The organism is Halomonas sp. AOP43-D1-4 (assembly GCF_052446175.1).
Taxonomy (GTDB): domain Bacteria; phylum Pseudomonadota; class Gammaproteobacteria; order Pseudomonadales; family Halomonadaceae; genus Vreelandella; species Vreelandella citrativorans.
On sequence record NZ_JBQSVY010000002.1, the window covers coordinates 173,407 to 190,732 of the forward strand.

Genomic DNA, 17,326 nt, shown 5'->3' on the forward strand with positions numbered 1-17,326 from the left:
TTCCATCCATTTAGAGTGCCTTAGTAGCGCGATTTATCATATTACAAACATAAAATGCTTTTCATTGGCGCATGAATGCAGCAGATAAAAACATTACGCTTAATTTCTCACTGCTATTCCTACGATTACCTGGCTTTATTATCGCTGTGTGCCAAGGAAAAACGGCATTTCCAGGCTTTGCACGAAAAATGCTTCAATCAGCGGCAGGTTAATGTTGGCAGCGGTGGTGTAATGGATATGCGTAGCATCAGCCAATCTGCAATAATGTGCCATCGGTTACTTAACCTTTCGCTGTTTAGATCAAGGAGAGAATGACATGCGTCTGCTACTCGCCCTGCTACTGCCGTGGCTTCAGTTCTTTACCATCGGCCGTCCGTTTGCCGGGCTTATCTGCCTGGTACTCCAGCTTACTATCATTGGCTGGGTGCCCGCGGCGATCTGGTCTGTCTATGCGCTGAGCCAATATCAAACCGATAAAAAGATTCGTAATGCTTCCGGCAGATAGTCCTCCTGCCCAGCACCTTAACTATCCCGCCCAGTAAGGCGGGATAGTGCTTTATAACGCCCATATAAGTGCTCCCCTTCTGACAACGCCAATCCTCGATAGTCCCACCAAAACGAAAAAGTGAAACGTCCTGTTCCATAACACGTTAACGACATCGCCTCATTTTTTTGCCAATATGAGAAATAGTCTCATATAAAACTTTTTCTCATAAAAGGAATACCCATGAAGCCCAAGGTTCTCGTCACAACACTGCTTGTCACAGCGGTTAGCTCTGTTGCTCATGCCCAGGAACGTATTGCCACCTTTGATTTAGGCAGCCTGGATACGCTGGATGCACTGGGTGTTAGTGACCAAATCGTGGGGATTCCCAAACAGATTCTGCCCGACTACCTGTCAACCTATAACGACGACGCGTATACCGACCTTGGCGGCTTACGCTCTCCTGACCTTGAAGCCGTTGCCGCAAGCGAGCCCAGCCTTATCCTTTACACTGGCCGTCAAGGCGAGTGGGAAGCGGAGTTCGAAGAGATCGCCCCGGTGCTCAATACCAGCCTACAGGGCGATGATTACCTGGTAGCCTTTGACGACAACGTGCGCCAGCTTGCCAGCCATGCTGGTGTTGAAGAGCGCGCTGAAGAAGCACTAAAAGAGCTGCATGCCAATATTGAAAATCACCGTCAAGCGCTGGATAAAGCGTTGCGCGTACTGGTGGTTACCTCTAATGACGGCAACCTGGGGTTGAACACCCATCCGGTCGTCCATGACGTACTGGGTATCAACACGTTAGAAATGCCGGATAGCGTTACCAGCATAACGCGCGGTAGCCGCACCTTTACACCGCTGACGATGGATGCCATTGGCGAGATCCAACCCGACGTATTGCTGGTGGTTGACCGCAGCGCCGCCATTGGTAACGACGCCGCTGATACCGATGCGTTAACGCAAGCGCTAGCAGACGCGGGCACACCAGATACACGCCTGGTCGTACTGACCCCGGCCCTTTGGTACTTATCAGGCGGCGGCCTGCAGAGCCTGAAACTGCAAGTTGATGAGGTCGTTGAAGCGCTATAAGCGTCTACCACGATGCATGACCAAGCCCCCGTGTCGCTAGACCGGGGGCTTTTCATTAGGTATCAATGCTTAACGTATACAATGGAGCGCACCAGTCACCCGGGCGGCGTATGTCCGTTGGTTTGGCGACCAACGTGCCCATTTATTGTGATGAGTCGCTTTTGGCGTATAACGAAGCACTGCCCGCCGTAAGCTCCACTAATAGTGCCTGTCCCAAACGGCTTACCGAGCTGGCAAATGCCGATTGGGTCGATTAAGCAGCGCGCTCGACAAGGTTTTACCTGGCCTCTAGCTGCGCATTCACAATCGGCGTAAGATAGGTAGGCTGCTATGCAGCAATGTTCTCAGGGCGGGGTGAAAGTCCCCACCGGCGGTGATGGTACCTTTCCTAACGAAAGCGGCCTAAGCCCGCGAGCGCTCTCACTGGTCTGCCCGTGAGAGGTCAGCAGATTCGGTGAGAAACCGAAGCCGACGGTGATAGTCCGGATGAAAGAGAACGGCATCCATTCAACGGCGTTATTCCACGGAGAAAGCCCCCCTGGAGGCGTACGTTATGCCTATGGCGGATGCCGAATGCCCTGATTCTGGTACCACTTATCCAAGAGAATGACCATGAATCAGACCTTTCCTTTAACACTCTCCTCACATACCACGTCCCAGCGCATTGCGTTTATCCAGGGCCATTGGCACAACGATATCGTCGGCCAGGCCTACCAGGCATTTATTGAGGAAGTGGAGCGCAACGGTTTATCTGCTGACCAGGTGGATACGTTTACCGTTTCAGGCGCCTATGAAATTCCGCTGCAAGCCAAGGTACTGGCCGAAAGCGGCCGCTATGGCGCGATTGTCGGTGCTGGCTTTGTGGTAGATGGCGGCATCTATCGCCACGACTTCGTCGCCCACGCGGTCATCGACGGCATGATGCGCGTCCAGCTCGACACCCAAGTACCGGTCATTTCGGTGGTGCTCACGCCGCACCATTTCCATGAGCACAGCACCCATCACGACTTCTACTTCCAGCACTTCCTGGCCAAAGGTAAGGAAGCCGCTAGTGCGTGCCTGAACACCATGGAAAATCTGCACCGCGCACGCAAACTTAGCGACGCGTAAGCACTATCCTGGCCCGGCGAATGCCGGGCCAAGAGCCCCATCAGCGAACATGATTCTCTGCTTGATTCTCCTGCTCTACTCACGCCTCATTCACATCCAGCAGATAGCTATAAAATGCCGTGTTGCGCTGCCAGCCAAGCGTTTCATACAGGTGCTGCGCGCGCTTGTTCTCCACTTGGGTCATCAGTACCAGCCTTGCGACACCGTGATCCTGGGCCAAATCGGCGGCGGCGCTCATTAGCGCCCGGCCTACGCCTTGGCTGCGATACTCAGGCAGCACGTAAAGATCGTTCAACGTCCATCGTGCATTCATGCCTACCGTCGATAAGCCGGGAAAAAGTTGCACGAAGCCGCTGATTTTCCCCGATGCGTCTTCACTGACCAGAATGAGCGAGTCGCCCAACCCAAAGCGCTGGTTTAAAAAGTAGCGAGCGCCCTTTAGGTCGCTTTGTTGCTGATAAAACTGGCGATAGTCTCATCCAGCAGCACGCTAAGCGCGTCCAAGTCATCAAGTACGGCAGCCCGAACATTATTCACAGTAGCGCTCCTTAAAAAGAGGTGGGAATAGGCAAGTCTCTCGTTATAGTGGCTCTTGGTGAAGAACCAGTTTATTAAATAGCGAGGGAACCAGTGAAGCAGCGAACGCCGTCGAGTGAATGGCTTATTGATGCCTTGGCGCTACAGATTGGCACCCAAGAAACCACCACGCTGGTACATCAGCTTTACAGCGCGTTGCGCCGTTGGATTCAACACGGCGAACTGGCCGCCGGGAGTCATTTGCCCTCTTCACGGCACCTAGCGCGCGGCTTGGGTATCAGCCGTAATACCGTATTAGCGGCAATGGACCGCCTGCTAGCCGAGGGGCTAGTGGTTTCTCGGCGGGGCGCGGGCATGTATGTGGCCAACTTGCCTACGCTTCCGACTCATCCCAAGCCACTTTTGGAAGCGGCGTTTAGCTACTCAACACGTGGGCAGGCGCTGATTGACCGCTGCGGCACGCTAAGCCAGCACTATCAAGCGTTTGCGCCGGGCGTGCCGGGGCTGGATCTGTTCCCCCACGCTCAGTGGCAACGCCTTTTAAGGCGCCACTATCGCCAGGCCGATACGGCATGGCTTTCCTATCAAACGCATGGCGGCTTGCCCGCGCTGAAAGAGGCATTGGGTGAGTACCTGACGCTTTCCCGCGCAGTGCGCTGTCGCCCTGAGCAGATTGTGATCACGCAAGGCGCGCAGCAGGCGTTCGAGCTTGTGGCCCAACTGCTGACCGATAGCGGCGACACATTGTGGATGGAAGAACCCGGCTACGGCGGCGCGCAAACCTGCTTTTTGGCAGCGGGACTGAACATTGTCCCTGTGCCGGTCGATGAAGACGGGCTGAACCCGTTGTGTTGTCCGGCTAATACGCCTTCGCCGCGCCTGATCTACGTGACGCCCTCCCACCAATACCCGAGCGGCGTTACCATGCCGGTTCCACGACGCTTGGCCTTACTCGAACACGCCGCTAGGCACGGCGCTTGGATCATTGAGGATGACTACGACAGCGAGTTTCGCTACGACACGCCGCCCACGCCATCGCTTCAAGGTTTATCGGAACAGGCATCGGTCATCTATATCGGCACGTTCAGCAAGGTGCTCTACCCGGGGCTTAGGCTGGGTTATATCGTGCTGCCCGAGGCGTTGGCCGATACATTCCGGTTAGCTCACGCTCGCCTGCACCGCGAAGGCAACTATCCCATTCAGTCGGCGCTTGCTGAGTTCATTGCCAAAGGTGACTTTTCACGCCATATCGCCCGAATGCGCATGGGCTATCGTCAGCGCCAGGCCTGCCTGCGCCGTGCACTGGCCCCTGCTATTGACGCCGGTTTAAAGCTCTCCTCAGGCCATGCGGGGATGCATCTGGTCGCCGAGTTGGATACTTTAAATCAGGAAGCGCGCCTGGTTGAACTGGCCCAACAGGCACATATTACGCTCTCCCCACTCTCCCGGTACTATCTGGGGCAACCACAGCGTGCAGGGCTTGTGTTGGGCTATGCGGGCGCGACGGAGGATGAGCTACTACGTGCGGGCCGCTGGCTCAGCCACGCATGGCTAAATCTAACATCGTTATAAATCCTGACATTTTTATAACTAAAACAGGGGAATCACTATGGCGAACGAATTTATCGCCCCCGATGGGCACGCCCGCTGCTACTGGTGCGGCGGTGCACCGGAGTTTCTGCCCTACCACGATAACGAGTGGGGCTTTCCGGTTGATAACGATCAGCGCCTGTTTGAAAAGCTCTGCCTAGAGAGCTTTCAGTCCGGCTTGAGCTGGAGGACGATTCTCAACAAGCGTGAGAACTTTCGCGCGGCCTTTCATCACTTCGATTTTCATCAGGTCGCGCGTTTTGATGAGCGTGATGTGCAGCGATTACTGCAAGACGCGGGCATTATTCGCCATCGCGGCAAAATTGAGGCGGCGATCAATAACGCGCAGCGAGCACAGGAACTCGTGCAACAGGAAGGTTCGCTGGCAGCATTTTTCTGGCGCTTCGAGCCAGCGCATGATGCGTTAAAAGCGCCGCAAACCCAGACCGTCTCGCCTGAATCCATCGCGCTCTCCAAAGCGCTGAAGAAACGCGGCTGGAAATTCATCGGCCCCACTACGGCCTTTGCGTTGATGCAGGCGATGGGGCTGCTCAATGGCCATTCGCTGACCTGCGTAACACGTGAACGCGTAGAGCAGGCACGCTTGCAGTTTCAGCGGCCCGTTTAGGGCTTCTACATACATTAGGACGCCAACAATCGCCTGGCGGACGGCGTCAGAAACGGCCATGCTTAGAGCAGTTCAACGGCCTGCGTATTCTCGGTACGCCTTCTTGTAGTAGTGTATCGACTGACACGCTTATCTATACACCAAACAGCAGCAGAACATAACGTTCTCAACGGGGTTTAATGTGGCTCAACCGCTCTCTTCGCAAGCAGACTCTCACGCATCGCGATGCAAAGCATGGAGCGTACATGCTCTCACCGCTAGCGGCGTACTACTGGGCGTCATGGCGCTATTCGCTTTGATCGACGACAATCCGGTGGCTTGTCTGCTCTGGCTGGGGGCGGCGATGATGGTAGATGGCTTCGACGGCACGTTGGCGCGCAAGTATGAAGTGAAGACCATCCTGCCGCACTTCGATGGCTCAACACTGGATATGGTCATTGATTATCTTACCTGGGCGTTTATTCCCGCCCTGTTTATCTACTACTTTATCGATTTGCCGACCGGTTTTTCACTGCTGGCGGTGTTTATTATCCTGCTTTCGTCGATGTTCTGTTTCTGCAACACCAATATGAAAAGCCAAGATAACTATTTTGTTGGCTTTCCGGCCGCCTGGAATATCGCTGCGGCCTATTTCTACATTCTCGACTTCCCGCCTTGGCTTACCTTTGCCGCCATCATCGTCCTGGCCATTCTCACCGTGACTCGTATGAAGTTCCTGCACCCCTTCCGGGTGCGCAAATTTATGCCGCTTAATATCGCCGTTACGTTGTTGTGGTGCCTCTGCGCAACGCTTCTTATCCTCCCAAGCACTGAGCATGCTGTTTGGGCTCTATGGGGATGGGGCGTCGCCTCGGTCTACTTTTTTGGCATGTGCTTATGGCGGACAGCCCAGGAGTGGTTCGTCTGAACCCGACATTGGTTAACAAGGAGGTAGCACGATGTCACTAACGCCGACTCAGGAGAAGAAATTCAGGGCCCTGGCAGCAGACATCGAAGGAATCGATGTCGAGGTCTATAAACGTTTTGAGCGCGATCCCTTGGCGCCGATCATCGGCTTGGGCAAGCCGAACCTGCGCATCGGCTTTTTTGGCCGCGACCCAGGTCGCGACGAGGTGCGTCACGGCGAGCCGTTTATCGGTGCTGGTGGCCAGTTGGTCAGAAAAGCGCTTTATGAGCAGCTCTACGGCGAGACGATGCCGGATTTTGAGGCATCAAAAGCCGTGGGCGAGCACTTTTTCTGGATCAATACCGTGCCCTACAAGCCCCTAGGCAACAAGGCGTGGTCGATGAAGGTTAAGCGTCACTTTCACGGTTTAATGAACGAAGTGCTGATATCGCGCTGGGAAGGACGAACGCTGATTACGCTGGGCCGAGAAGCGTTCCTGTGGTTCGGTATCGGCCGCTCAAAAGAGGAGCGTGCGCGCCTGGAAGCCTTCTGGAAGCAAGAGGACCGCTTTGAGAGTAGCATCGAGGTGACGTTAGAGGGTGATCATGGAAAAGAGCAAACCTTTACGCTCTACCCGCTGCCGCACCCCTCGCCGCTCAATCAAACCTGGTATGCGCGCTTTCCAGGGTTATTGAAACAGCGTCTGGAACAGCTGGACGTGCGCCAAGACAACCTCACCCTGTGACAGCGGCCAATTTAAAACAACGTCTAAAGGGCACCGCTATGAAACCCAAGATTAGTCTAATTACCCTCGGCGTGCATGACCTGAAGCGTGCCATCCAGTTCTATCGGGATGGCCTGGGACTGCCAGAACACGAGACAGACAGCGACGAGGTGGCCTTTTTCAAGATGGAAGGCGCCTGGCTATCGCTGTTTCCCAGAACGTCATTGGCTAAGGATATCGGCATTGCCGACGACTCAAAAGGTGGTTTCAGCGGTATCACGCTGGCCCACAACGTCGCCAGCCAAGAGGCCGTTGACCAAGTGCTTCAACAAGCGGTTGCCGCAGGCGCCGAGCTAATCAAACCAGCAGAAGAAGTGTTCTGGGGCGGTTACTCCGGTTATTTTCGCGACCCGGAAGGCCACTACTGGGAAGTCGCCTACAACCCCTTTATGGATCTGACGTGAGTTACTAGCCCAGAGGTTCATCCCCGCGCCTGCGGGGAGTGGATAAAAGATAAATTCAACATTATTTGTCCTTATCTTGAGTTTTCGCACGGGCAAACTCGTATGCCATTTCAAAGCAATCGCGAGCGAATCGACGGGCGAGTTGGTTGAACAATTTTGCCGTGTTGGACCAGCAGTCGCTCCGAGGGCGGTGATGCTACAGCGGCTGCAGCATTGAGTGCATCCACAATCACGAAACTCGCCTCGTCACCGATCGCGAATCCCGGTAGCGCACGACCAATCGCCCTTGCGGAGTCCACCGAGATCATGTCAAGAGCGACACCCAGTTGTTCGTCGGTATAAAGACCGGAGCGGTAGCCGATCAGCATCGCGCGTTCAAGCAAATCACCATTGCCGTAAGGCCACCATGCATCGCGAATATTATCATTGCCCGCGAATACATGAACGCCTTCCGCGCGTAGTACATCGATCGGTGGGAAGGGATGATCTCCCGGCGCATTGGTTAGTATAGACACGCCCGCTTCGGCGAGGATCGTCGACACACGACGTGCCTCATCACGGCTCACATCGCCAAGTGCGTAAGCATGGCTAATGGTGACGAGGCCCGACATACCGGCTGCTGCCGCTCGCGCGGCAATACGCTCAATCTGCTTGATACCGCCTGCTCCGTGCTCATGCAAGTGGATGTCGATTTTCGCACTGTGGCGCTCGGCCGTGCCAAACACCACATCAAGATGCGCATCTGCATCACCGTCAAACTCGGTAGGATCAAGCCCGCCTACCACTGTCGCGCCTTCACGCATGGCGGCATCGAGCAGATCCGCTGTACCGGGACTAGACACAATGCCAGCCTGCGGAAAAGCAACGAGTTCTACGTCGACCCGGCCCTTCCACATCTCGCAGGCAGCAACGACAGCATTCAGATTATCGAGTCCGAGCACTGGGTCAATATCAACGTGACTGCGCATTGCTACCGTGCCAAAAGAGTGAGCCTGCGCGAGCAGTGCCTCAGCGCGTTCAACAACCGGCAATGCGCTGGATAGAAGGCGCTTTTCAACGTCAAGCCGCTCACGAAGGGAGCCAACCGGACGATGAGGAAACCAACCGTCGCCAACAAAGCTCTTATCGAGATGAATATGGCCCTCCACAAAAACGGGAAGAACAGTCAGTCCATCAAGATCGATTTTTTTGGCGTCGGTTGAGACAGTATCGATAGGAACGAAGCACCCATCGCGCGTGGCGAGATCACTTTTGTTGCCATCAGGGGTCAAAGCGTTGGCGTAAATGCACTCATTCATATCATTGTGTTTCCAATTCTGGTTTTGGAGTCATACGACTAAGCTCTGCTCAGGAGGAACTGCTCGTGCCTCCGATAGAATCAGGACAGTGCCATTTTCCTCGAAGAGGTAAATCAACGATCCAATCGATAAAATGCCAAGTGGCTGCGACAGCTCGGCTGATCACTTTGCCATCCGTGACCAGCACGGCACCGAATGGACGCCCTCCATTGGCAACATTCTTGTGGGCAAGATTGATCGCCTCGTCCAGATACGCCTTGTCATTCATTTCGCACCCGCCTGTTCTAGCAAACTAGCGATGTCAGCATATCCGCGTTGTCGCGCATGCTGCAGCGGCGTGACCCCATCCCTATCAGCCAGGTTCACGTCCGCGTTGGCGTCGACCAGCAGCCCCACAATCTCTCCGTATCGCGGCCCGCCATCGCCGAGGATGATAGCCTCCAGCAACGCCGTCCAGCCGAGGTTGTTGACATGATCAATATCCGTGCCGGCCTCTATTAGGGTTCGAACAGTCTCCACATGCCCCCGTTCCGCCGCAGGAATCAGCGCCGTACCGCCATAGCGGTTGACGCTCGCCAAATCAGCGCCATGGGATAGCGTCATCTGCAGTATTTCCAGATGTCCGCGCGCGCCCGCATAGAGGTAGGGGCTATCTTCGATGTCGTCTTTAGCGTTCACATCAGCCCCGGCACTAATAAGTAGGCGAGCGGTCTCAACTCGGTTCGCATGGGTTGCAGCGAGTAATGCTGTCCGCCCACGACTATCCCTCGCGTCGAGCTGTATATCACTGGCGATCATTTCTCGAACACCAGCGATATCATCGTTTTCAGCAGCGGAGATCAGCAAAGGATTAGCCTGAGCGACAGGGACTCCGCCAAAAGCAACGGAATCGATCATGGTTATACATCCTACGAGGAGTGTGAAGGCGAAAGTGGCCTGTAAGCGGCTGCGCATAAAAGTCCCTTCTTGCTGATAAAAATCATAGACAAAAATATAGTGGACAAAAAAGCCATTTGGAAATTAAATATCTGAATGAAAACCAGTGATAAATCGAATAAGCCGTTCAACTCCGACCTGTTGCGCAGTTTCGTGGCGGTGGTCGACACGCGCAGCTTTACAGCCGCAGCACGGCAATTGAACTCGACTCAATCAACGGTCAGCCAGAAGATAATGAGGCTGGAAGAGGTGGCAGGCGGGCTTTTGATTGATCGCGGACGCAATAGCATCACACCCACCGAGGCGGGCGAGCGACTGCTGGGTTATGCACGTCGTATCCTGGCACTGAACGCGGAAGCTGCCGCCGTCGTGTCTGGAGTAGCGCGTCATATTACCCTTCGGCTCGGTCTGCCCGAGGATTTCGCTTCGGGCCGGGTGACACAAGTACTTGCGGCGCTTGTCCGGCAGCATCCGAACTTGAAGCTGGAAGTTACCAGTGGTCTGAGTCGCAATCTATACGGTGCCTATAATCGAGGGGAGCTGGATCTAGTTCTGGTCAAACAGCATCGCGGCGAGGCCCGCGGAGTAATGCATTGGCCCGAGCCGCTGTCCTGGTATCAAAGCAAAAATCATGCGCTGGCCGATTGCGACCCGCTGCCGCTTGTTGCCTTTCCTTCGGATGGATTGTATCGCGCCCAAATGATTACTGCCCTCGATAACATCAGGCGCGGATGGCATCTTGTTTACACGAGTTCCAGCCTCGCCGGCCTGCTGAGCGCGGTCAATGCCGGTCTCGGGATTAGTCTTCTTCCAAGGCGCGTGGTCAATTCTGGCATGCAAGAAGTTCCGACCTTGCCTGCTGTTGACGCCATGGAAATCGCAATCCACCAAGCGGACCAGGACAGTCCTTTCGTATCCGAGATCATTCAGATACTTGCGGATGAGGTTGAGCGATAGGCCTCTTAGGGATGGTGGTGCCATCGGTCGTCGAAAATATAGAAGACTCATTCATCTGAACTGACCCCAAAAACTTGGACAGTAAAACACTAAGCGGACAAGGCCTGAATTCGGTACTGCACCGGGCTCAGGCCTCTTAGTTTGGACTTGATGCGCTCGTAGTACCCTTTGGCGACGAATTCTGCCACCGCTAGCTGCGGTAATGTGGCCGACGCTCCGGTCGAGACGTACTTCATGTGTAGCGCTTGATCACGATAGCGCCCCGGCGCTAACCAGCCGACCCGTAAGCCTGGCCCCACCGTTTTGGAAAAACCGCTGCACAGCAGTACGCGCCCGTCGTCATCAAAGGATTTAATAGTGCACGGTCTGGGCTAGGTGAAGGCCAGATCGCCGTAGATATCATCTTCAATAATCCCAACATCAAAGCGCTGGGCAAGCTGAAACAGCGCCCGCTTACGCGCCTCGGGCATCGTATAACTCAATGGATTATTGAACGTAGGCGTCACCTGTATGGCACGAACCGGCCACTGCTCTAACGCTAGCTCCAACGCCTCCAGGCTGATACCGGTTTGCGGGTCGGTGGGTATTTCCAAGGCCTTTAACCCGTTGGCCTTGAGAATCTGCATGGTGCCGTAGAAGCTCGGTGAATCCTCCGCCACCACATCACCGGGCTTAGTGAGCGTGCGCAGCGCGATGGCAAGCGCCTCCTGACAGCCCGTGGTGATCAGAAGGTCATCGGGGTGAAGCAGACAGTTTGAAGCCACGGCAAGCTTGACCACCTGCTGACGAAGCTCGGGGCTGCCGCTTAACTTATCGTAATTAAATCCATTAACATCTCTGCTGCGATGCAGGCCAGCGAGAATTTTCGACAGCGGTTTTAGCGTTTCATAATCAAGATTGGGCACGCCGCGGCCCAACAGAAGTCGATTATCGTCACTCTGTGTAGCAATCAACTCCAGCACCTGATCCCATTGAGAGATATCCAACGGCCTCTGAGCGGGGCGAGACACCGACTGCCCAGGCACAAAAGGAGGGTCGTAAATCCTTTTGGAAGCACACATTATGAAAAGGAGAACGATATGAAAACCGCTGAATATTACCTGCTGGACGTATTTACCGATCAGCCTTTTTCGGGCAATCAGCTAGCCGTCTTTTTAAATGCCGACGGGCTGCCGACAGCCACCATGCAGGCGATCGCCAATGAGCTTAATCTTGCCGAAACGGTCTTCTTAAGTGTGCCCAGTGAGCCAAACCACTACCCGATGCGGATCTTTACGCCCACCCAAGAACTACCGTTTGCCGGCCACCCGACCGTCGGCACTGCGCAGCTTCTAGCCGAGCTTGGCTTGGTAAGCCGTGCGCAAACGCTGGTGCTTCACCCGCCTGTAGGCGAGTTACCCATTCGCTACTCAGGTGAGAACGCCGTGTTTACGGCCGCAAGGCCCGCCAGCATTACGCCAAGCACGTTGGACCAGCAATCGGCAGCGGCACTGCTCGGCTTACAGCCCCATCAGGTCATCGGCACGCCGGTTATCTCATCCTGCGGGCTGGCTTTTCATCTGATCGAGCTGAGTGACTTGGCAGCCCTAAAAAACATACACATTTCAGCAAACATATGGGCAGAGGCCGTTGCCCCGAGCGGTGCGGAGCAAATATATCTCTACACAGGAGAAAATTCTGACCGCTCAGAAACAACGCTTCGTAGCCGTATGTTCTCCAGGGAACATGGCCTTTGCGAAGACCCCGCAACCGGCAGTGCCGCAGCGGCATTAACCGGGTATTTGGCAACTCTTAACGAAACGACGTACTGGACAATTCATCAAGGCGTTGAAATGGGCCGCGCCAGCGTTATTGAAACCACCCTGCATAACGGCCTGGTTCAGGTAGGCGGCAGTGCTGTGCTGGTGGGCAAGGGAGAGCTTTACTTGAGAGATTAACAAGCGGTTTGAAAGCCAACTCATCGTGCACTGATTGACCCAGGCATCGTTATCCTGCCCAGACGCTTTTCAGCCAACGGGCAATAACCGCCGATACCGTTCAACGGCCAAGACGGTGTGGCTTCAATAGCAGCACCAACGCCACGCAGCACAGCAGCGCTACGATGAGATCAAACGTTAGCGCAGTGATTTGTTGGCCGGCGACTATCCCTAGCAGGCCGATACCGACGACGGGCAGCGAGATCGCCACATACGCAACAACGAAAAAAGACGATACCGTTGCTGCCTTGTGCTGAGGGGAACTGGCCGCCGATATCGCACCCATGCCCGCCCGGAAGGTAATGCCCTGACCAATGCCCGCAACGATGGCGCCCAGTATGAAGCCAAGCAGTTGCTCGTAAGCAATCCCCCACGCAATGATAAGCACACCGACAAGCAGCACAGCACACCCAATCGGCAATCTTCCAGGCTCAGGCAGTCGCCCTTGGCACATTTGCCCAATGGTCGAGGCGATAAACGGCAGCCCTGCCACACACCCTATCAGTGCATGATTGGTGTAGCCCATTTGCTGGCCCAGGAAGGCGGGGGTTGCCGCTGTATAAAAACCGAACACCATAAAGCCAGCAAACGCTGCGATAGCCGCGGGTATAAAAACGCTGCGCACCTCGGGAGGGATTTTAGGTGTTTGAACGCGAAGTTTGATATTCGCTGGGCGCGTAACCGTTTCAGGCGCTCGCCAGATACACACCACCGCTACCAGCGCTAACGCGAAGTGAATAGCAAACGGCAGCACCAACGGTGCCGCAAACAGCACGGCCAGCGCCCCCGCAAGTATCGGCCCGACACCTAACCCGACCATATTGGCGGCGGTAGCAACCAACGTGCTGGAGCGCCCCCAGGAACGGGGTGCCAGCTCCATGACAGCCACGGTGGCAGTACCCGTAAAGATACCCGCTGAAAGCCCCGAAAGTACGCGGCCGGTAAGCAACATGCCTAACCCATCGGCTTGCCAAAATACGATATCGCTTACCGCTGACAGGAAAAGCCCGGCAAGCAGCAGCGGCTTGCGCCCTAGCTGATCAGACCATTGCCCGGTAATCAATAACGCTGAAATGACCCCCACCGCATACGCCGCAAAGATGACGGTAATCATCAGATCCGAAAAACCAAATTCATGCTGATAGATCGGATAAAGCGGCGTGGGCAGCGTGGTGCCCACCATGGTGATCATGAAAGCGAGCGCCGCCCCTAAAAATACACCTGTGCGCCGCGTTTCCGGCGCCTGAGAAGAGCTCATAAATGTCCTTATCGAAAATACAGAGATCCACCTTCTCAGAAGGCGAGTCAAGAATGGGAACTCACATAGCCAACGAACGTTAATGGATGTGTTATGTCGCGGCCAACTGCTCTTGGGCCAGTTTTGCAAAGTGTGTGCGTGAGGGCTTTAGCCCTTGCACCGAGGGCCACGCCAACCATGCATCGGGCACCATAAAGCCCGGCAGCGCCTCGCGCACCCAACGGGCCAGAGCCTGATCTTCGCTGCTTTGCGCATGCCAATCAATAAAGGCAACGGGGCGCTCACCCCACTCGGGGTGTGGCACAGCAACCACCAGCGCTTGGGCGACGCCAGGGTGATCCACCAACCGCTGTTCGATGCTTTCCGGCTGAATGTTCTCACCGCCGGAGATAAAGCCGTTATCTAGCCGCCCTTCAACCACCAGCTCCCCCGCAGAATTGAAATACCCCTTGTCCCGGGTGGCAAACCAGCCCTCGTCATTTAGGGCTGAGTCCAGCGCACCGTTACTTAAATAGCCGCTAAACAGGGTATCGCCCCGCACCTGTATTTCATTGTCGATGATCCGAACATCGCGTCCCGGAAGTGGCTTGCCGACAACACCTGGTGCCGTAGGAGTCCCCGTACAGACCTGGCTTGCCATTTCAGATAGCCCATAGCTAACTTTTGGCGCCAGCCCCAGCGAGGTCATGTGTGCCACCAACGGAGCGGGGATTGCCGCGCCGCCCAGCAGCAGTTCGCGCAGCTGTGTCCTGGCGGGGTCAAAGCCCGCTTGTAACAAGCGCCAGAGCTGAGTGGGTACCAGTGAAAGATGCGTAATAGCCTGTTGTTCCAGACGTGCAGCTAGCGGCGCAGCGCCATCATCCAGAATGACCCGGCCACCTGCGAGAAATACGCGAAAGGGGATCGCGTAGCCACCAATATGAAACAGTGGTAGCGACAAGAGCCAGCCGCTTTGTTGGTCAACAGGAATTAAGGCCGCCGAACCTTTGGCCGAGGCCAAATGATTCCCCAGCCGGTGCAGTACCGCTTTAGGCACGCCGCTGGAACCCGAGGTAAAAACGGTGTTACAGCGCTGATCGGTATCCAGTTGCACCGCTTGTTCGGTCATTAACTCTTCGGAAAAATCGAGGGTAATCGGCGCTGGAGCAGATGATGTTACCTGCGCGTCACCCTGCTCGCCTTCCGTATAACAAATGCGGCTGGCCTGCAGGCGCTGGGCAAGCGCGTGCTGCTGGGTGCCTGGAAAGGCCGGGTTAAGCGGGCAGAAAACCACCCCGACACGCAGACAAGCCCAGGCCAATAATAACGAGGCCAATGCGCCTTTGGCCGGGGCCATTAATTTGTCCCCAGGCTGAAACCCCTTTTGCGCCAGCTGTCGCGCCAACGCGGCGATACGCCTATCGAGCATTCGATAAGTAATCGTCGCTGAGCCACTGTGTAGCGCAATATGCTGCGGGGTTTCGGTGGCCCAATAGTTAATGGGGCAAGGTTGCATCACGCGGCACGCTCCTGGTTATTCCTGCATATCTTGATAGAGACACGTCGCTTGATAGAGGCACGTCAAGCGCCCAACAACGACCTCGCCTGCCGTGGTGGTTACCCGTTCAGCCAGCCAGTTTCCGGTATCCAGCCCCGGCGGTTCTGTAGGCGCCCATTGGCGGGCCAGCCGAGCCAGCAGGCCGAGGCCAAGGTCAGACTCAAAACTTGAGGAAATAACCACCCGCAGATTATCTTCCCGTGCCCGTTGTACAAGTGCCTCGCAGGCGCTTAGCGCGCCTATCAACGTAGGCTTAATCACCAGGGCAGCAATATGAGGATGGGAATACCAGGGCGCGTTACGTGACAACGTTTCATCCAGCGCAATCTTCACACCCGCTGCATCGGCCACGGCAATGGTGTCAGCAAACGTGGAGCAGGGCTCTTCCAGGTAGTCGATCTGTTCACGCGGTAGCTGTCGACAAAATCGCGTGGCCTCCTCACGCGTCCAGCCGCCGTTGGCATCCAGAATCAGTTGGGTAGCGGGCAGCTTTTCAGACAGCCTGGCGACCAGCGCTAGCTCGTCGCTCATTGCGTAACGCGCTACCTTGAGTTTGAGGCGCGAAGGTGGCGGCTGCCCGCCCTTGCGTATGTTGTCTAACGCGCTATCCAGCATCGCAGTCAGCGATACGGGCTCGCCTTGTAATAGTGGGTAAGGCGCTAACGCGGCGGAACAGTGTGGGGGCCAAACGTGCTGTGCACAGTCGAACCCGAACTGTACCGAGGGGAGCGTGGGCACTGCTTCTTCACCGCGCTTCAAGGCGGTTAGGCAGGCCCTGCTTTCGGTCTCGGCATCGGTTAAGGTTTCTGCTGAAAAACCAGGCAGTGGCGCAATGTCACCCCACTGCCCGTTAATCGACACCAGCAGCCCTTCTCGCTGCGTGATCCGCTGGCCGTTAAACAGCAGCGGCTGGCGAAGTGGCAGCGCGTAGCGGTAAAGCGCTAATGGCATTAAGGGTTACGCGGATAACGTGAGAAATCCGGGGGCCGCTTCTCATTAAACGCGTTACGCCCCTCCTGGCCTTCATCGGTCATGTAATAGAGCATAGTGGCGTTACCCGCTAGCTCCTGCAGCCCGGCCTGGCCATCGCAGTCGGCATTCAGTGCCGCTTTCAAACAGCGTAACGCCATGGGGCTGTGCTGCAGCATCTCCCGGCACCAGCGCACGCTCTCTTTTTCAAGCTCATCCAGCGGCACCACGTGGTTGACCAGGCCCATCTCCAGCGCTTGCGCAGCGCTGTACTGGCGGCACAAAAACCAGATTTCGCGGGCTTTTTTCTGGCCCACGATGCGCGCCATATACGAGGCACCGTAGCCGCCGTCGAAAGAGCCCACCTTGGGGCCGGTCTGGCCAAAAACCGCGTTATCCGCCGCAATGGTCAGGTCGCACATAAGATGCAACACATGCCCACCGCCAATCGCGTAGCCTGCCACCATGGCGACAACCGGCTTGGGGCAGGTCCGAATATCACGCTGAAAATCCAGCACGTTCAGGTGATGAGTGCCCTGCTCATCCTGGTAGCCGCCATAGTCACCGCGAATGCGCTGATCACCGCCAGAGCAGAACGCTTTATCGCCTGCGCCGGTGAGCAAAATCGCACCGACGCGACTATCGTGACGTGCGCGACCAAGCGCCTGAATCATTTCGCTAACCGTCAAGGGGCGAAAGGCGTTACGCACCTCTGGGCGATTGATGGTAATGCGCGCAATGCCCTCTTTAGAGACATGATACCGAATATCCTGGTAGTCGCCGGAGTGGTCCTGCCACTCAACCGGTTGATAAAGTTCCGCTTCTGTAAGTCCGTGGATCATTCAAGGTTTCCTGATTCATTAGGTATTGGCGTCTTTCG

20 protein-coding genes, 1 pseudogene and 1 riboswitch are annotated in these 17,326 nt (G+C 55.7%); of the genes and pseudogenes, 11 read left to right on the forward strand and 10 right to left on the reverse strand.

The annotated features are described in order from the left end of the window. Positions 1-138: 138 nt before the first annotated feature. On the reverse strand, positions 139-273 hold the full coding sequence (locus tag ACT3RQ_RS02705) for a hypothetical protein (protein WP_442352878.1): 135 nt from the start codon (positions 271-273) through the stop codon (positions 139-141). A gap of 43 nt (positions 274-316) precedes the next feature. Here ACT3RQ_RS02705 and ACT3RQ_RS02710 point away from each other — a divergent pair, with 43 nt between their 5' ends. The 4 genes from ACT3RQ_RS02710 to ACT3RQ_RS02725 all read left to right on the forward strand — a co-directional run bounded on the left by ACT3RQ_RS02710 (position 317) and on the right by ACT3RQ_RS02725 (position 2,686). Beyond that, positions 317-505, forward strand: coding sequence for a YqaE/Pmp3 family membrane protein (locus ACT3RQ_RS02710; RefSeq protein WP_172117904.1), 189 nt, complete (start codon positions 317-319; stop codon positions 503-505). Positions 506-727: 222 nt separating this feature from the next. Further along, on the forward strand, positions 728-1,576 hold the full coding sequence (locus ACT3RQ_RS02715; protein WP_444679967.1) for an ABC transporter substrate-binding protein: 849 nt from the start codon (positions 728-730) through the stop codon (positions 1,574-1,576). A gap of 110 nt (positions 1,577-1,686) precedes the next feature. Then, positions 1,687-1,833, forward strand: coding sequence for a hypothetical protein (locus tag ACT3RQ_RS02720; RefSeq protein WP_441677452.1), 147 nt, complete (start codon positions 1,687-1,689; stop codon positions 1,831-1,833). Between the two features lie 79 nt (positions 1,834-1,912). After that, positions 1,913-2,078, forward strand: a riboswitch (FMN riboswitch). A 110-nt stretch (positions 2,079-2,188) separates the two neighbouring features. Then, positions 2,189-2,686, forward strand: coding sequence for a 6,7-dimethyl-8-ribityllumazine synthase (locus ACT3RQ_RS02725; RefSeq protein ID WP_087110995.1), 498 nt, complete (start codon positions 2,189-2,191; stop codon positions 2,684-2,686). Positions 2,687-2,765: 79 nt separating this feature from the next. Here ACT3RQ_RS02725 and ACT3RQ_RS02730 read toward each other — a convergent pair whose 3' ends face one another. Further along, positions 2,766-3,089: a GNAT family N-acetyltransferase gene (locus tag ACT3RQ_RS02730; protein ID WP_444679968.1), complete on the reverse strand. Its 324-nt coding sequence runs from the start codon at positions 3,087-3,089 to the stop codon at positions 2,766-2,768. A 227-nt stretch (positions 3,090-3,316) separates the two neighbouring features. Here ACT3RQ_RS02730 and pdxR point away from each other — a divergent pair, with 227 nt between their 5' ends. The 5 genes from pdxR to ACT3RQ_RS02755 all read left to right on the forward strand — a co-directional run bounded on the left by pdxR (position 3,317) and on the right by ACT3RQ_RS02755 (position 7,515). Continuing rightward, positions 3,317-4,795, forward strand: coding sequence for a MocR-like pyridoxine biosynthesis transcription factor PdxR (gene pdxR, locus ACT3RQ_RS02735; protein ID WP_444679969.1), 1,479 nt, complete (start codon positions 3,317-3,319; stop codon positions 4,793-4,795). A gap of 37 nt (positions 4,796-4,832) precedes the next feature. Next, positions 4,833-5,441: a DNA-3-methyladenine glycosylase I gene (locus tag ACT3RQ_RS02740; protein ID WP_444679970.1), complete on the forward strand. Its 609-nt coding sequence runs from the start codon at positions 4,833-4,835 to the stop codon at positions 5,439-5,441. A 181-nt stretch (positions 5,442-5,622) separates the two neighbouring features. Further along, complete coding sequence (pcsA, locus tag ACT3RQ_RS02745) at positions 5,623-6,348, forward strand: phosphatidylcholine synthase (protein ID WP_287076878.1); 726 nt, start codon at positions 5,623-5,625, stop codon at positions 6,346-6,348. A 31-nt stretch (positions 6,349-6,379) separates the two neighbouring features. Next, complete coding sequence (locus tag ACT3RQ_RS02750; protein WP_444679971.1) at positions 6,380-7,072, forward strand: uracil-DNA glycosylase family protein; 693 nt, start codon at positions 6,380-6,382, stop codon at positions 7,070-7,072. A 38-nt stretch (positions 7,073-7,110) separates the two neighbouring features. Beyond that, positions 7,111-7,515, forward strand: a complete 405-nt coding sequence (locus ACT3RQ_RS02755; protein ID WP_193056678.1) for a VOC family protein — start codon at positions 7,111-7,113, stop codon at positions 7,513-7,515. 110 nt (positions 7,516-7,625) lie between these two features. Here ACT3RQ_RS02755 and ACT3RQ_RS02760 read toward each other — a convergent pair whose 3' ends face one another. Genes ACT3RQ_RS02760 through ACT3RQ_RS02770 form a run of 3 tightly spaced genes read right to left on the reverse strand, consistent with a single transcriptional unit; the run spans position 7,626 to position 9,710 of the window. Continuing rightward, positions 7,626-8,813, reverse strand: coding sequence for an amidohydrolase (locus tag ACT3RQ_RS02760; RefSeq protein ID WP_444679972.1), 1,188 nt, complete (start codon positions 8,811-8,813; stop codon positions 7,626-7,628). Positions 8,814-8,862: 49 nt separating this feature from the next. Further along, positions 8,863-9,081: a hypothetical protein gene (locus ACT3RQ_RS02765; protein ID WP_087110979.1), complete on the reverse strand. Its 219-nt coding sequence runs from the start codon at positions 9,079-9,081 to the stop codon at positions 8,863-8,865. Beyond that, entirely contained in the window at positions 9,078-9,710 is a 633-nt protein-coding gene (locus tag ACT3RQ_RS02770) for an ankyrin repeat domain-containing protein (RefSeq protein WP_444679973.1), read from the reverse strand. Before ACT3RQ_RS02770 ends, ACT3RQ_RS02765 begins: the two co-directional genes overlap by 4 nt. A gap of 135 nt (positions 9,711-9,845) precedes the next feature. On the opposite strand from ACT3RQ_RS02770, the gene ACT3RQ_RS02775 reads away from it, so the two are divergent. Beyond that, entirely contained in the window at positions 9,846-10,706 is an 861-nt protein-coding gene (locus ACT3RQ_RS02775) for a LysR family transcriptional regulator (RefSeq protein WP_444679974.1), read from the forward strand. A gap of 110 nt (positions 10,707-10,816) precedes the next feature. Here the strand turns inward: ACT3RQ_RS02775 and ACT3RQ_RS02780 are convergent. Next, positions 10,817-11,719 (reverse strand): annotated as a pseudogene (locus tag ACT3RQ_RS02780) (aminotransferase-like domain-containing protein); the annotation flags it as partial. Between the two features lie 66 nt (positions 11,720-11,785). Between ACT3RQ_RS02780 and ACT3RQ_RS02785 the strand changes: the two are divergent. Continuing rightward, entirely contained in the window at positions 11,786-12,643 is an 858-nt protein-coding gene (locus ACT3RQ_RS02785) for a PhzF family phenazine biosynthesis protein (RefSeq protein WP_444679975.1), read from the forward strand. Between the two features lie 100 nt (positions 12,644-12,743). On the opposite strand, the gene ACT3RQ_RS02790 is transcribed toward ACT3RQ_RS02785, so the two are convergent. From ACT3RQ_RS02790 to menB, 4 genes are all read right to left on the reverse strand, one after another. Then, positions 12,744-13,940, reverse strand: a complete 1,197-nt coding sequence (locus ACT3RQ_RS02790) for an MFS transporter (protein WP_444679976.1) — start codon at positions 13,938-13,940, stop codon at positions 12,744-12,746. Between the two features lie 91 nt (positions 13,941-14,031). Continuing rightward, a complete protein-coding gene (locus tag ACT3RQ_RS02795; protein ID WP_444679977.1) occupies positions 14,032-15,435 on the reverse strand; it encodes an AMP-binding protein in 1,404 nt (467 codons plus the stop codon). Between the two features lie 18 nt (positions 15,436-15,453). Beyond that, entirely contained in the window at positions 15,454-16,428 is a 975-nt protein-coding gene (menC, locus tag ACT3RQ_RS02800) for an o-succinylbenzoate synthase (RefSeq protein WP_444679978.1), read from the reverse strand. Further along, entirely contained in the window at positions 16,428-17,288 is an 861-nt protein-coding gene (menB, locus tag ACT3RQ_RS02805) for a 1,4-dihydroxy-2-naphthoyl-CoA synthase (RefSeq protein WP_193054219.1), read from the reverse strand. Before menB ends, menC begins: the two co-directional genes overlap by 1 nt. Between the last annotated feature and the right edge of the window lie 38 nt (positions 17,289-17,326).